The sequence below is a fragment of the Lactiplantibacillus brownii genome (genome assembly GCF_031085375.1).
GTDB classification, from domain to species: Bacteria; Bacillota; Bacilli; order Lactobacillales; family Lactobacillaceae; genus Lactiplantibacillus; species Lactiplantibacillus brownii.
Genome location: NZ_JAVCWF010000001.1, coordinates 1,512,707 through 1,526,556, shown reverse-complemented (window position 1 = coordinate 1,526,556; position 13,850 = coordinate 1,512,707). Strand labels below are relative to the sequence as shown.

The following is a 13,850-nucleotide window of genomic DNA, read 5'->3' as shown; positions in this document are numbered from 1 at the left end:
TTCGCGGTGAAAGCATAGTGAACTAATTAAATTGTTTGTATTATGATTTTCAATTAAAGCCATACGGATTCTTTACATGAAGTTTACGCCTTATTGATGACTTGAGTGGTCGCGGATGACTATACTGGTGAAAATTAATCCTTTAAGGTGATGATCATGTGAAAAAGTTTCGGTGGTTCTGGCTGACCTTATTAATCGTTCAACCAATTTTCGTCTATTTAACACGAACCGGGTTACGACTTCCGGTTCCGGTCCATTTTGGGCTATTCGGCAGTGATGCTTGGAATGGGCTCGCAGGACAAGACCTAGTCATTGCCATGAGTATTAGTGGTTTGTTGCCACTATTGGGACTAATCCTAACTTATTGGTCACAGAATCCAATCAGTACGACCTTACCGCGGTGGCAACCGACCCCACGTTCAGCTTTGAGTTGTTGGACGGTTATCGCGAACTGGTTGGTCCTGGCAAATCTCTTTATGACGGCCCCGCTTTTCACCATCATTTGGCTCCTTCTTGACCTCGGACTACTTCTTGTATTACTTAGTTTTGTTGGTCAGCTTTACTGGCGACAGAATCATCCCTAAGCCTTAAAAAACCTAAGATCAGCAACGTAAGCCCCATTTAGGTTTGCGTCGCTGATCTTAGGTTAGGTTCACTTATTTTGGTTTGTTAGAGTGCGCGTTTCATCAAGAAATCCGTCTGTCGATCAGTCCCCATGACAAAAGCATGCTGACTAAAGCGTTTGAAGTCCCATTTTTCATAGAAGCGCTTGGCTGGTTCGTTATGTTCCCATACGCCCAACCAAATTTGAGTCTTATCTTCTGAACGGGCTAAGTCGAATGCGAATTTTAAGAATTGGCTGCCAAGGCCACGATGTTTTTCAGTCGGACGGATATAAATGCGCTCGATTTCTAAGCTTTCAGGCCCCATTTTTTCCGATTGTGCGGGATCGACATTCAATTTTAAATAGCCTAACACTTGACCGCCAGCTTCAATAAAATAGAATCGTGAACCAGGTCGTTGTAATTCTGTCGTCAATTTCGGTAAATTGTAGGCTGACGTTAAGAAAGCGGTCATATTAGCAGTGGTATTTTGAGCTGCAAAAGTATCTTTGAACGTTTCCACGCTAATTGCTTGTAATTCTGCGGCATCCTCGACGGTAAGTTGACGAATAACTGGTTTTGACAATAGACCTCCTCCTCGTAGTTTGTAACCATTAATCATTTAATGGTCCTAATTTCGTGCACGTTTTCCCCAATTTGGAATGACTTTACCATCCTCACCTACTGCCGGTGTATCAGTGGGGCCATTAGTCTCGTCTTCCCCAAAATGATTTTCCAGCGCATCCACGAAGCGAGCGGATGACTGACCATCAAGATTATCGAAGAAGAAATTAACAAAACCAGCTAATTTTGTTTGGTTAACAGTTGGGTTTTGCAATTGCGCGATTAAATCACCGGTATTCTCAGCCAACGTCCCCGGAATAAAATCAAAGTAATCGAAATAAAAGCTGCGGGACTGCATGTAATCAGCCAAATCAGGAGCAAAGAAAATCATCGGTCGCTTCAATAAGGCGTATTCAAAGCACACAGATGAATAATCAGTAATCAATTGATCTGCTACTAAGAGTAAATCATTAATTTCCCGATAATCTGAGACATCATAATAAAAGTCTGCATATTCATAAGGCAACGTCGGTTGATTCTGCACAAATGGATGAATCTTCAATAAGAAAACGTAATCCTCATGTAACGCTTCGTAGATCTCCTTAAAGTTTAACATTTCAAAGGGATAATAAGCTGATTGTTGGCCATTACCACGGAAAGTTGGCGCAAACAAGATCACCTTTTTTCCTTTGATAAAGGGTAATTCTTCTTCCAGCCGGGATCGAATTGCTTTTTTCTTTGGTTCATCAAAGAAGATATCAGTTCGTGGAATCCCAAGTGGCGCAATCTTATCCGCACTGACGCCAAACCCTTCCACATATTTATCGGCGATGTTATGTGACGAGACCAACGCTTTAGTATAGTTCCGATGGTTCAAAGATTGCAACTTAGGCCCACCTGGCATTCCCAAACGACTGTACCCGAATGTCTTGAAAGCCCCAACCGCATGCCAAACCTGAATCAAATCCGCATGTTCCCGGATATGCAAGGGGTAGACTAACGGATAAAAGTCATCCAAAATAATGTAACGACTCGTCGCTAAGGCTTTAGCTAGGGTCCGAATCTCTTGCCAAGACTTCTTGGCCTTAATACTCGGTTTAAGATAAAACGAAATCTTGAAATCGGTCTGTCGTTTTTTTAGCTCCTGATAAATAAACTCAAAGTTACCTGAAACTGAGACTCGACTATCGGAAACAAATGAAATTTGCTTCTTCCGAATGGGATGCAAACAATACCAGCGATACCAAAGTTTGAGTGCTCGACGTTTGATGGCGCGTAATGCTGCGGTATCTACCTCATTATTATTTGAAAAATCGTTGACTGAAGGGTCGATTTCACTTAATTGATAAGAAGTCACTTTTAAGGCTTGTGCAGCTAAATTATACCGAAAAATCAAACTATAGGATTTGTTCCGTTTGGCCGTGTAACTCATCATTTTAGTCGTATAGTTCAGGTCCTGAGACGTATTGGCGATTTGTCCCAAACTGGTACGACGGATAAGCCAACCTTTTGTCAGATACTGTTTTAATTGTAATTTAATTTCATACGTCCCAGGCGTCAATGGTTTACCCGCACTGATGATCGAAAAGTTGAGGGCGCCACGGTAGCCGGCAGCCGGATACTTTTCGTCGTTACTGGCTTGATTCACGAGTGGAATTTCAATTTCATCCTGCTGGTCACTGACTAAGATCAGACTTTTGATGAGCCGTTCAGCGTCTTTTTCCGGATAACTTTCAAAGTACGCCTGCCCCTCTATGACTAAAAAGGAGCTGTTAAATTCTAAACGCGTCACCTGACGTTTGATCAAGGACTCCGCCTCAGTTGCTTGGCGTGGCTCATTTAAGTACGTTGGTGTCTCGGCCGACTGCTCATCGGCAAAAGTTTCAGTTGTTGGTTGATTAGTGCGTGGACGACCATACAAGAGTCGTCGTGCAAGTCGTTTCATTCGTTGTAACATCGATAAAAGCGCTCCCTACTTCGTTTAATTAACCTAATTTTTCATTCAAAAAAGTATACACACGATGGCTATTCAACCCATCTTGATGGGGAAATGTTTTAGCTTTTAACGTTTTGACATATCCCAAGTCTAACGCTGGCAGTTGTTGATTGATGAAGGCAGTTAAGGCGCTGGCGGTCTCAAAATGTGGTGCTCCCAAATAGTGATAATAATCAACGTAAAAACCACTTGTTTTCAGATAATCTTGATAATCTGGCGTCCACAACAGAATTGGTCGCTCAAAGTAACTGAAATTTAGCGATAAGGAAGAATAGTCCGTAATAAATAAATCAATCGTCGGCATCAGGGTCTTCACCCGGGTCGCATTCTGAAAAAGATGGACATTTGTTGGCTGGTCTAATTCTGGTAACCTCAAGTACGGATGCAATGAGATATAAATCTCCCAGTCTTCTGACAAGTGACGTGTTGCTTGAATAAATTCTCGAATATAGGTGATCACGCGACGTTCACCATCACTACCTGGGCGATAAGTTGGCGAATAGAGTAACCGTTTCGGCCCTGCATGCGTTTCTGGTCGTTGCCGCGTCAGTTCGTCCATCATTGGTTCACCAGTAGCTAGAATATGGCTTTTCTCAATTTCAAACGCCTCAGCATAGGCCGCCTGATTGACTTCGGTGTTAATGAATACCCAATCATAATTTGTATGTGGTTTTAAAACATTTTGATCTGCTTGCGGTAAGCTTAGCCCAAACTTTTTCAAGGTGCCGAAAGCATGCCATAATTGGACGACTTGATTTTTAGAATGTTTTTTGATGGCATAAAGTGGGAAAAAGTAGTCATCTACGATAAACAGTTCCGACGTCGCAATGGCCTTTAACGCCCGTAATGAGGCCCACAAAAATCCTAATTTACTTTTAAATGAGTGATCGTAGTGGTAACAAAGTGTTTTTAATCCAGGGGTTCCGGCTTGTTCAAACTCTTGATACACCGCTTTTAAATTACCATTTAATTGCGCACTACGCATGGTCGCAAAAGTCACCTGCCGATGATGCCCAAGCGTGAAATAATAGCAGCCTTGATAAAACAAGTTAAAGCTTACTTGCAGCGTCTTTAATTTTAAGGTCTTTAAACGTCCCATTCCATCACCGCCTTACCCCAATAATTGGTAAGATTGTGCTCAAAAAAATTAATAATGTCTTGAATCGTATGGACCTGACAAGTATAACCAATCAGATTCTGCAACCGTTCACGAGTCACAGGACTGGCGGCTAAGATATCAATCGCCTTTTCAAAGTCTTGCCGGCCACTACGACTAGTGCCCCGTAACGTAATACCTTTCGCTAAAACATCACGTGTATCGATTCCCACTGGATCTTCTGAAACACCCATCAGAATCGCCGTACCCATGGGTCGTAAGTGTGCAATGATTTGAGCAATAGCTTGTTCACTGCCACGACCACCGGTACATTCAATTGCTTGACTGATCTGTAGTCCAGCCGGGATTTCGTCGACTAAATAAGTTTGATCTGAAAATGAGAAGTAAGTTAATTTTGATTGGTGCCGGCCGAAGATGATTAACTGGCTGGTCGGGAAAAGCTGCTTGACGAGTACCGCAGTGATGTAGCCCAAATTACCATCGCCCCAGATACCAATAACTTTGTTATCCGCGTCCATGACATTTTCCAGCTGACTCAAGCCTTGAACGCCGACTGAAATCATTTCAATAAACGCTGACATCTGTGGATCGAAATTTTCTGGTAATTTTAAGACACGATCACGGGCCAGACAGACGTATTCTTGCATAAACCCGTCATAGCCACTGGATCTGAATTTTGAAGTTGGTAAATAGTTTTCTTCAATGATGGGATCTTTTTCCGCAGGTGTATTGGGAATCATGGTGACCAGTGTGCCGGGTTTAAAGTCCCCCTGTGGGTCTTCAACGACTTCACCAACGCCTTCGTGAATCAAGGCCATAGCCAACTTCTGTTTTAAGATTGCTTGTGGCCGATTACCAGTGAAGTAACGTTGATCTGCATGACAAATCGACAAGAAACGTGGCCGAATGACTAGATCATTGGCAGTCACCGTCTCGGCGACGGTCTGTACTTCAAATTGGCGTGCGGCAACTAAACGATAAACTTGGTTGAGCATTTTAGCCCCTCCTTTCAACTAAGGCATTCGCGACGCGTAAATCATAGGGTGTCGTAATTTTGAAATTAAAGTTTTCGCCACGCACTTCTTTAATGGTATGTCCAGCTAGCAAAACGATTTTACAAGCATCGGATAAGGTCGCCCGTTGCTGGTTAGATAAACTATTGTACGAACTAACTAATGTTTTAATATTGAAACTTTGAGGCGTCTGGCCCTGAAACATCGTTGATCGCAGTGGAATTGTTTCAATCTCCTCAGAGGTGCCTTGCACAATGGTATCAATTGCTGCGACAACCGTATCGACCGCCGCATGTTTTAAAGCGGCTTCGATGTTATCGTTAATAATCCGTCCGGTAACGAATGGCCGCACGGCATCATGTGTGACGATAATGTCATCATCATGTTCACCATAGTGTTCATGAATATATGCAATGCCGTTCATCAAAGTTTCGTTGCGTTCAGCACCGCCGATGACCACCTGAACACGATCATCAGTAATATATTTTTTGATCAAATCTTGAGTATGGCTCAGCCAATCTTGGGGACAAGCCACCAGAATTGCCGTAAAACGACTCTCCAAGACAAATTTTTCAATCGTATGAATCAAGATTGGTTTGTCAGCCAATGATAAAAATTGTTTTGGCATGGGCACATTTCCCATACGAGTCCCTTTACCTCCGGCTAAAATTTGTGCATAGATCATATCAGCATTACTCCATTCTTGGTTCAAATTAGTTATCCTAAGCATAAAGAAAATTTTTGACCTTTTTGCCGGATAATGTGAGTAAACTTTGACGATAACCAGACAAATTAACAAATAATCAGCTGAAGCAACCCCATTTTTACCAGAAACATCTTCACAATCAAATGCCAGATAATCGTCAGGATATTAAAAAATCTCTGCCAACATTAGCTGGCAGAGACCTTTTTGAAAAGACTTTAACTTTTGAGATTCATCATTAACTTGTGTGTTAAATGACTTAGTGTTTGCCACTCTTCATCACTTAACTCACCACGATCCAATAGCAATTCTGGTACTTCACTGACGGTCGCACGCTTTTTTCGGCCAGCAACGGTCAAATTAACACTAACTTGCCGTTCATCTGCTTGACTACGTTGACGCGTGATTAAACCTTCTTCGTCCATTCGTTTAAGTAATGGTGTCACGGTGCCAGTACTTAGATCTAACCAATTTCCAACTGATTTAACGGTTAAATCAGGGTGTTCATCTAACAAAACTAAAACAAGATACTGCGGGTAAGTTAATCCTTGCGCGGCCAATTCAGGCTGATAGGCCCGTTGAATGGCGCGGGATGTAACATACATTAAAAAGCAAAAGTGGTCTTCTAATTTACGCATGGTGACTGGGGCCCTCCTTTGATTGTCATTATTATTATAAATCATTTATCCCTACGAGACAATTTAATTGTTAACAATTAAATTCAAACAGTTCAACGAGTTAACCTTTACGCCTCTATCATAACTAATGTCCGTTCGTTTGACTTCAAAAAGCACCGGTAATCGTCATGGATGCTGACAACTACCGGTGCAATTTATTTGTTAACTGTTTAATATTACTGATTCTATCGCTCATCAGTGACTCAGGTGGTAATAAAATAACCCCTTGACTGGTTGGTATTTTTAACAGGGTTGCAGTTAAGCTGGTTGCTAGGGTTATTTTATAAATTGTTTTTAGTTAAAGTAACATGATACTATTTATGTACCCTGAAAGTCTTATTGATTGCTGATTCTATTTTTCAACATAACGCCAAGCATACGCAACCAGGACTACCTTGTAAAGTCCTACTTCATCCGCCATCAATTGGTCACTTTTACAGCATTTACCAGGATAACTTGCTATACTTAGCGTTAGGAAACTAACGGAATGGTGTGTGAAATTATTGTCTAAATTACGGAATTCTTGGTTGGATTTTTCAATTGCGACCCTAAACTTTTTGGCAAACATCGGAATCGTCCTCCCCTACGTGTTGATCTTGTTCAAGTATCAACAGACTCACAGTACAACTTATTTAATTGCCATTATTGTCTTTTACGTCGCCCGTGCAGCCAGTATTTTTTCAACCAAACGGCTTAATTTAAAAGCCAGCACTTACTTACTGTTGTGTCTTTGGTTGGGCGTCATTGGTAGCGCTATTTATAGCGTGACTACCAGCTTACCTTGGCTCATCTTCGGTGCCTTATGTCTCGGCTATACTTCAGCGACGATTTGGCCTTACTACCTCACGCTTAAGCTACATTTGACTACCAATACCGATTTCAAACTAAAACGGCTCTACTGGCTGATTTTTGCCGTTCTGGGACTACTCTTCGTGGCTGACTTTAGTTTTGATCTGCATTACCGCTTAGCCTTCGTGATCTTAGGGGGGCTTTTCCTGGCAGCCTTACCCGCTGGCCACTTATTGAATAGCTTTTCACTGGCCTTTTACGATTCTCAAAATACGGTTGCCCGACAACCAATCAAGCCTTGGCGCGTGCTGGTTTTCGTTGCTTTCTTTGCCCTAATGGGATTACTAACATTATTGCGGAAAATCAACTTAGCAATTGCCTTACCGTACGTTTTAGGCCTTGTACTCATTGCAATCATCTTATTGAATCTTGAATTAGCTGCTGACTGGCAAGCGATGCCAGCTAATAAGTTACGGCTCGTAAATCGGGGCTTTTTGGTTAGTTTCGTCTTGCTATTCAATAGCTTCTTTGGCTACTTTATCTTGGGCAAAAATGGGATGTACTTTATCTTTGCCATCTACTTAATTGGCTTTGAAGGCGGTCGACCACTTTATCTTGCTTTGGGTCACCAGCTGGAAGCCCGCAGCAAGCAATTTGCACAATGGGGTCTTATTTTAGGACATTTGCTCGCCTTAACCACATCGCCAGTCTTATATCTGCCTGGCTTGCTGCTGATTGCCTTGTATGTCGGTTTTGAAAATCCGGCACTCAACATGAGCGTCTACCACGCGGACAAAGCCGATCCAGATTTAGCCATTATTAATAAGTATCGTTTCTCCACATATGGCGGTCTGCTTTGTCAACTTTGCCTATTTGGCGCCTTAGTTACTGTCAGTGCCGGACAACATTTGCGACTCATGGCCTTTTTCAATCCAAGCAGTGCCAGTTTAAAATTAACTTACTTACACGGCGTGGCGTGGCCATTATTACTGATTTCGTTATTACTCTCACTTGTGACCATTTATGGTCAGCCCTATTTTGATCGTCTGCATCCGTCACATTAGCACCTTAAAAAGGAGGCTGTTTTATGATTTTTGTTGCGTTAGCCGCAATTATTTTACCGTTAATCCTACTTGGCGGGTTCAATCTGCCAGCCACCCGTGGCATGAGTATTAGTGCTGTCGTGGTCATCATCACCGGTTATTTCTTTTGGAAATTGTCGCCAGCTGTACTGGGGGCTTCCATCCTTCAAGCCTTGCACAAATCCTTACCAATTTTATGGATTTTATTTGGGGCACTTTTAATGTTAAATAGTCTCCGGCATACGGGCGCCATTGATCGTATCAACCAAGGCTTCAAAGCACTTTCCGCCGACATGCGCCTTCAAACGGTCCTAGTCGCCTTTCTGTTTGGCGGCTTGATCGAAGGGGTTTCTGGATTTGGGACGCCGGCGATGGTCACCGCACCGTTACTCATTGCACTAGGCTTCTCCCCCATGGCTGCCGTTATTTTGGCCCTGGTCGCGGATTCAACGCCCGCGGCATTTGGCGCCGTCGGGACACCTTTAACGGTCGGGCTGAGTAACGTCACCGAAAAAGCTAGTTTGTTAAATCAAATCGGCTTACGGGTGACGCAACTTGATCTATTTGTCGGGGCCCTCATGCCAGCGGTATTGATTCTCATCTTGATTCTAGGCTTTGGTCCAGCCGAGCATCGTTTCAAACAATGGCTGAACGTCCTGCCATGGGCCTTATTAATTGGCTTGGTTTACAGTAGTATTGCGCTATTGAGTGCTTGGCTGATTGGTTATGAGTTTATTTCCATTCTGGCACCACTTGGCACCCTAATCGTCGCAATTGTCAGCATCCGTCAGCATTGGTTGCTACCCGCAGCCGTCCGCGAAACGCCTTGGCAAGTCGCCACGGCAGCCGCCCAACCGGCGACAACTGACCCTAAAACCGAAATGTCTCTGCTCAAAGCTTGGTTTCCCTACTTACTGGTCGTGGTCTTGCTACTCACAACGCGTGTTTGGCAGCCACTAAAGAATTTTCTGACCAATACGTTGAATCTATCTTGGGAACATATTTTAGGCTTCAAAACGATTAGTTCCGATTGGGAGTTCCTGTATTCGCCGGGTACGATATTAGCCTTAGCCGCCATCATTGGGTTACTCGTTCAGGCCAGATCCTTAAAGCCCTTAGCTCCGACGGCAAAAAAAGTCGTTAGTTCAATGGGTGGCACGGCCCTTGCGTTGATCGTGACCCTGATCATGGTTCAAGTCTTTACCAACTCCGGGCTTAATGCCGGCAAGTTACCAAGTATGCCAATGTATATCGCCAAGTTTGTGGCTAAATATTTGGCCGGCATCTGGATCATTATCGCCCCATTCTTAGGCGAACTAGGCTCCTTCGTCACAGGAAGCGCCACGGTCTCAACTTTAACTTTTGCCCAAATTCAGGCCGACATTGCAAGCAACGCTCAATTAAACCAACCCATCGTATTACCGGCACAATTAATTGGGGCGGCCGCCGGAAATATGATCTGCGTCCATAATATTGTCGCAGTCAGCTCGGTCGTTGGCTTGAATGGTCAAGAAGGCGCGATTCTACGACAAACCATTCTGCCAGCACTGGGTTATGCGGCACTGATTGGCTTAGCCGGCTTAGTTTTAATGACCTTGGTCTAACGTAAAAGTCTGGGACTAGCTTCCCAGACTTTTTTAATCCCAATTGCACACAGCAATCAGCCTAATTTTAAGTTAAAATAAAGCTAGGTTCTCGTCGTTAGGAGGTTTTAAAATTGAAAGTCATGTTAGTCCCTAATCTCCAACTGGGGCCGCGTATGCTTGGTCCAACCAGTGACCCAGTCGCTAATCGGGCCTTGTATCAGCGCTACGCCAAACGGTTACAAGCCCAGCTGGGAATTGGGTTTCAAGTTTATGTCGATGATAGTGACGGCTATACGTTGTTACAGGCCGACGACGATCAAGCGACAACTTGCTGGTTAACTGCTGCGGCCGTTTATGCGGCTTTGACGCCCGAAATCATCATGAAACACCGTTTGATGGCCTTGAGTGATGAAACGGTCTTACTTAAAGCCACCGCTAAAATTGAACAAGCCCTCAAAACGCCAAAATAAAACGCTCCGGAAAGCTATTCCGCAGCGTTTTTTTGTTTATAAGTTCACCTGATGACGACGCATCCCTGTCTCTACTAACAAGAGCCCCACAAACCAGATCAATGAACCGATCACGGCCCAACGATTGACGGCATCAAAACATAAGATCACCGTAACCGCAATAAAGAACAAGAGGGTCGCTACATTAGATAATGGGAACCAGGGTAATTTGAATGGATTATGGCGACTATCCGCCGTACGCTTGTAAACATAGTGGCAAACCAATAACGAACACCACACAATGATGAAATTGGTGGTGGCCACATTTGAGATCAGCGTAAAGATCGTACTAGGAATCACGTAATTTAAGACCACGATTACTAATAAGATGACTGATGAAAACAGCAATGAACGTGCCGGCACGTTGTAACGATTGACCTTGCCCATCCATTTAGGCGCATTCTGACCATGCGCCAGCGTGAACAACGTACGACTCGTACTAAAAATCGCGCTGTTGCAAGCCGATAATGCCGCGGTCAAAACGACAAAGTTGATAATACTGGCAGCCGCTTTGACCCCAATATCACTGAAAACTTGCACAAAGGGCGATTGAGTCGTCGTGATTTGGTTCCAAGGATAGATCGACATAATCACAAACAGTGCCCCAACATAGAAAAATGAGATTCGAATCGGCAAACTATTGATCGCTCGCGGTAACTCTTTTTCCGGATTTTCCGCTTCTCCAGCCGTAATTCCGACCATTTCGATTCCCGTAAACGCAAAGATCACTAACGAGAATGATGTCAAAAAGCCCCCCAGTCCTTTGGGGAAAAAGCCGCCGTGCTGAACGAGATTACTCATCGTAACGGTCTGACCACCGACTTGCGCTGCTGACCCAATTAAAATCGCACCAGTGACGATCAAAGCAATGATGGCGACCACTTTGATCATGGAGAACCAGTACTCTAACTCACCAAAGGCACTGACCGATAGCAAATTAAAGATCAGCAGAATCAAGATAATGACCAGTGGCGTGACCCACTGCGGAATCCAAGGGAACCAGTAGCGAATATAGATCCCACTGGCGGTTAAGTCCGCCATCGCGAGACTGATCCAGCAAAGCCAATAAGTCCAGCCAATCGCAAATTCAAACTTCTTGCCTAGATATAAATTAATAAATTCTAAGAATGAATGCAGTTTCGTATTTGACAGTAATAATTCACCTAACGCCCGCATCATCAAGTAACAAAAAAAGCCCCCGATGGCGTACGCGAGTAAAATCGATGGGCCAGCTTGCTTGATGGCGGCACCAGAACCGAGAAACAATCCCGTCCCAATGGCACCACCAAGCGCAATCATCTGCACATGTCGCCGCTTTAACTTTCGTACTAGGTGTTGATCTTCCATAAGTCCTCAACTCTCTTGATCATTATTTTCATAAAACCACAGGTATTTTCATATTAGCCCATTTTAAGCTAAAAAGCCGTTCCGAGCAAATGAATTCCACTCAGAACCGCGATTTCAACTGATTTCAATTGCTTTACAGCCCTAGATTTGATATGTTTAGGCTACTTAAATTTTAACGTCAACTCAAAGGAGCTTACTTATGCAAACTCAGTCAACCGACGGCCCACTCAAACGCTTTTTTAAAGGCGTTATCATTGCCCTTGGCTTCATTCTCCCTGGTGTCTCTGGTGGGGTCTTAGCCGCCATTTTAGGCATCTATGAACGCCTGCTAGGGTTTATGGCCCACTTCCGCCAAAACTTTAAACGCGATTTCTGGTATTTTGTGCCAGTCGGCCTGGGTGGCATCGTGGGAATCGCTTTACTTTCGGCGCCGTTAGAATACTTACTCGCTCATGCACAAGTCATCGTTTTGTGGGGCTTTGCTGGGGCCATCATCGGTACCTTGCCAGCCCTCGCTAAAACGGCGACCGTCAAAGCGCCACGTGATCGGATCGACCTGCTCTGGTTCTTGGGCACACTCCTGATTAGTGGTACCTTACTATTTTTTATGAGTGATCTTTTCGGTCAAATTCCAGCTAATTTCTTAGGCTTCATGATTGCCGGTGTCCTCATTGCCTTAGGTGTGTTGGTTCCTGGCCTAAGTCCCTCCAACTTATTACTGATTTTAGGCCTGTTTACGCCAATGTTAACCGGCTTTAAACGACTTGACCTAGTTGGCGTGTACTTACCGATTGCCATTGGCGGGGCACTCGCGATGGTCCTCTTTTCTAAAGGGATGGAATATTTGATCCACCGGTTCCATTCACGAGTCTATCACTTTATCTTAGGCATCGTCGTCGCTAGTACGATTCTTATTCTAGTCCCCAACCCCAAGGCAGCCGAAAGTATCTCCTACGCTGGCGTGACGAGTGCCACGTTACTCCTCAGTGCCCTGGCACTAATCGTTGGGATTGCGCTCGGCTATTGGATGAGCCGCTTAGAACAGAAGTATAAATAGCCTTAGTGGTGCCGGGCTTGTAAGCGGCGCAGCTCATTGACTTGGGCTTGAATCTCACCCAACATTTGAGTCTGCATCTTTTGGATCTCCAGCATATTAGGTTCATCTTGTTGGATCAAATGATCCACTTTGGTATGCAAAACACGAATCTCTTCTTCAGACTTGGAGTTGACGCGAAAATCATTGACGGCTTGTAACCGGTCATATTCTGCCGCTCGATTCTGACTCATCATGATCAACGGTGCTTGAATCGCGGCAACCATGCTCAAGAATAAGTTCAATAAAATAAAGGGATAGGGATCAAAACGCATCCCAAATAGTTGGACGACATTGATCAGCATCCAAAGTAACATGACACTGACAAATGAAATAATGAACGCCCAGCTCCCGCCAAATCGTGCCACTGCATCCGCCACTCGTTGACCAAATGTCAGCGAGTTTTCTAATTGGCGGTTCACATCGACGACTTGATACGTGTTTTTCTGCATAATTTGTGTCAAACGATGATTAATTTTTTTGTTTTGTTGATAATCTTTCGCAACCATGCGATCCATCTTTTGCATCCGATACCCTACCAAATGTTCACTACAAATGAACGAGGTGGGCGTCGCCGCCGGATAAGCTTGGTGAATCGCGGTTTGTAATTGCTGATCTAACTCCCTTAAAGTCATCCCATCGACCATATCATAGGTAGCATGATCAACGAGGCACTGAGCCGTTTTTGGCATAATGCTCACTCCTTTGGTCTGAATGCCTTGATTATAGGCGTCCTCACGGTAAAAAACGACGATTTGCCAAGGGAGGCTCA

General features: G+C 44.1%; 13 protein-coding genes. 5 read left to right on the top strand and 8 right to left on the bottom strand.

Going from position 1 to position 13,850, the window contains the following annotated elements; genetic code table 11:
• Nucleotides 1-158 precede the first annotated feature (158 nt).
• Nucleotides 159-584, top strand: coding sequence for a hypothetical protein (locus RA086_RS07060; protein ID WP_308703134.1), 426 nt, complete (start codon nucleotides 159-161; stop codon nucleotides 582-584).
• An 85-nt stretch (nucleotides 585-669) separates the two neighbouring features.
• On the opposite strand, the gene RA086_RS07055 is transcribed toward RA086_RS07060, so the two are convergent.
• From RA086_RS07055 to RA086_RS07030, 6 genes are all read right to left on the bottom strand, one after another.
• Nucleotides 670-1,188: a GNAT family N-acetyltransferase gene (locus RA086_RS07055; RefSeq protein WP_308703133.1), complete on the bottom strand. Its 519-nt coding sequence runs from the start codon at nucleotides 1,186-1,188 to the stop codon at nucleotides 670-672.
• A gap of 45 nt (nucleotides 1,189-1,233) precedes the next feature.
• A complete protein-coding gene (locus tag RA086_RS07050) occupies nucleotides 1,234-3,123 on the bottom strand; it encodes a CDP-glycerol glycerophosphotransferase family protein (protein WP_308703132.1) in 1,890 nt (629 codons plus the stop codon).
• Between the two features lie 28 nt (nucleotides 3,124-3,151).
• Nucleotides 3,152-4,261: a CDP-glycerol glycerophosphotransferase family protein gene (locus tag RA086_RS07045; protein WP_308703131.1), complete on the bottom strand. Its 1,110-nt coding sequence runs from the start codon at nucleotides 4,259-4,261 to the stop codon at nucleotides 3,152-3,154.
• Nucleotides 4,249-5,274, bottom strand: coding sequence for a ribitol-5-phosphate dehydrogenase (locus tag RA086_RS07040; protein WP_308703130.1), 1,026 nt, complete (start codon nucleotides 5,272-5,274; stop codon nucleotides 4,249-4,251). Before RA086_RS07040 ends, RA086_RS07045 begins: the two co-directional genes overlap by 13 nt.
• Nucleotide 5,275: 1 nt before the next feature.
• Nucleotides 5,276-5,977, bottom strand: coding sequence for an IspD/TarI family cytidylyltransferase (locus RA086_RS07035; protein WP_308703129.1), 702 nt, complete (start codon nucleotides 5,975-5,977; stop codon nucleotides 5,276-5,278).
• A 236-nt stretch (nucleotides 5,978-6,213) separates the two neighbouring features.
• Entirely contained in the window at nucleotides 6,214-6,633 is a 420-nt protein-coding gene (locus RA086_RS07030; protein WP_308703128.1) for a MarR family winged helix-turn-helix transcriptional regulator, read from the bottom strand.
• Nucleotides 6,634-7,175: 542 nt separating this feature from the next.
• Between RA086_RS07030 and RA086_RS07025 the strand changes: the two genes are divergently transcribed.
• The 3 genes from RA086_RS07025 (at nucleotide 7,176) to RA086_RS07015 (ending at nucleotide 10,599) form a co-directional block, all read left to right on the top strand.
• Nucleotides 7,176-8,525: a hypothetical protein gene (locus RA086_RS07025; protein WP_308703127.1), complete on the top strand. Its 1,350-nt coding sequence runs from the start codon at nucleotides 7,176-7,178 to the stop codon at nucleotides 8,523-8,525.
• Nucleotides 8,526-8,548: 23 nt separating this feature from the next.
• Nucleotides 8,549-10,147, top strand: coding sequence for an L-lactate permease (locus RA086_RS07020; RefSeq protein ID WP_308703126.1), 1,599 nt, complete (start codon nucleotides 8,549-8,551; stop codon nucleotides 10,145-10,147).
• A 122-nt stretch (nucleotides 10,148-10,269) separates the two neighbouring features.
• Nucleotides 10,270-10,599 carry a hypothetical protein gene (locus RA086_RS07015; protein ID WP_308704430.1) on the top strand — a complete coding sequence of 110 codons (330 nt, stop codon included), beginning with the start codon at nucleotides 10,270-10,272 and terminating at the stop codon, nucleotides 10,597-10,599.
• Between the two features lie 36 nt (nucleotides 10,600-10,635).
• Here RA086_RS07015 and RA086_RS07010 read toward each other — a convergent pair whose 3' ends face one another.
• The gene (locus RA086_RS07010; RefSeq protein WP_308703125.1) at nucleotides 10,636-11,985 is read right to left on the bottom strand and encodes an amino acid permease; all 1,350 of its coding nucleotides are present in this window, start codon (nucleotides 11,983-11,985) and stop codon (nucleotides 10,636-10,638) included.
• 199 nt (nucleotides 11,986-12,184) lie between these two features.
• Here RA086_RS07010 and RA086_RS07005 point away from each other — a divergent pair, with 199 nt between their 5' ends.
• The gene (locus RA086_RS07005) at nucleotides 12,185-13,042 is read left to right on the top strand and encodes a DUF368 domain-containing protein (protein WP_308703124.1); all 858 of its coding nucleotides are present in this window, start codon (nucleotides 12,185-12,187) and stop codon (nucleotides 13,040-13,042) included.
• 2 nt (nucleotides 13,043-13,044) lie between these two features.
• Here the strand turns inward: RA086_RS07005 and RA086_RS07000 are convergent, their stop codons facing one another.
• Nucleotides 13,045-13,770, bottom strand: coding sequence for a DUF1003 domain-containing protein (locus RA086_RS07000; RefSeq protein WP_308703123.1), 726 nt, complete (start codon nucleotides 13,768-13,770; stop codon nucleotides 13,045-13,047).
• Between the last annotated feature and the right edge of the window lie 80 nt (nucleotides 13,771-13,850).

Bases quoted from the DNA above. Each gene is read 5' to 3' on its own strand.
- RA086_RS07015 (WP_308704430.1), top strand. From the start codon at position 10,270: ATGTTAGTCCCTAATCTCCAACTGGGGCCGCGTATGCTTGGTCCAACC.
- RA086_RS07035 (WP_308703129.1), bottom strand. From the start codon at position 5,977: ATGATCTATGCACAAATTTTAGCCGGAGGTAAAGGGACTCGTATGGGA.
- RA086_RS07040 (WP_308703130.1), bottom strand. From the start codon at position 5,274: ATGCTCAACCAAGTTTATCGTTTAGTTGCCGCACGCCAATTTGAAGTA.
- RA086_RS07020 (WP_308703126.1), top strand. From the start codon at position 8,549: ATGATTTTTGTTGCGTTAGCCGCAATTATTTTACCGTTAATCCTACTT.
- RA086_RS07000 (WP_308703123.1), bottom strand. From the start codon at position 13,770: ATGCCAAAAACGGCTCAGTGCCTCGTTGATCATGCTACCTATGATATG.
- RA086_RS07030 (WP_308703128.1), bottom strand. From the start codon at position 6,633: ATGCGTAAATTAGAAGACCACTTTTGCTTTTTAATGTATGTTACATCC.
- RA086_RS07050 (WP_308703132.1), bottom strand. From the start codon at position 3,123: ATGTTACAACGAATGAAACGACTTGCACGACGACTCTTGTATGGTCGT.
- RA086_RS07005 (WP_308703124.1), top strand. From the start codon at position 12,185: ATGCAAACTCAGTCAACCGACGGCCCACTCAAACGCTTTTTTAAAGGC.
- RA086_RS07045 (WP_308703131.1), bottom strand. From the start codon at position 4,261: ATGGGACGTTTAAAGACCTTAAAATTAAAGACGCTGCAAGTAAGCTTT.
- RA086_RS07010 (WP_308703125.1), bottom strand. From the start codon at position 11,985: ATGGAAGATCAACACCTAGTACGAAAGTTAAAGCGGCGACATGTGCAG.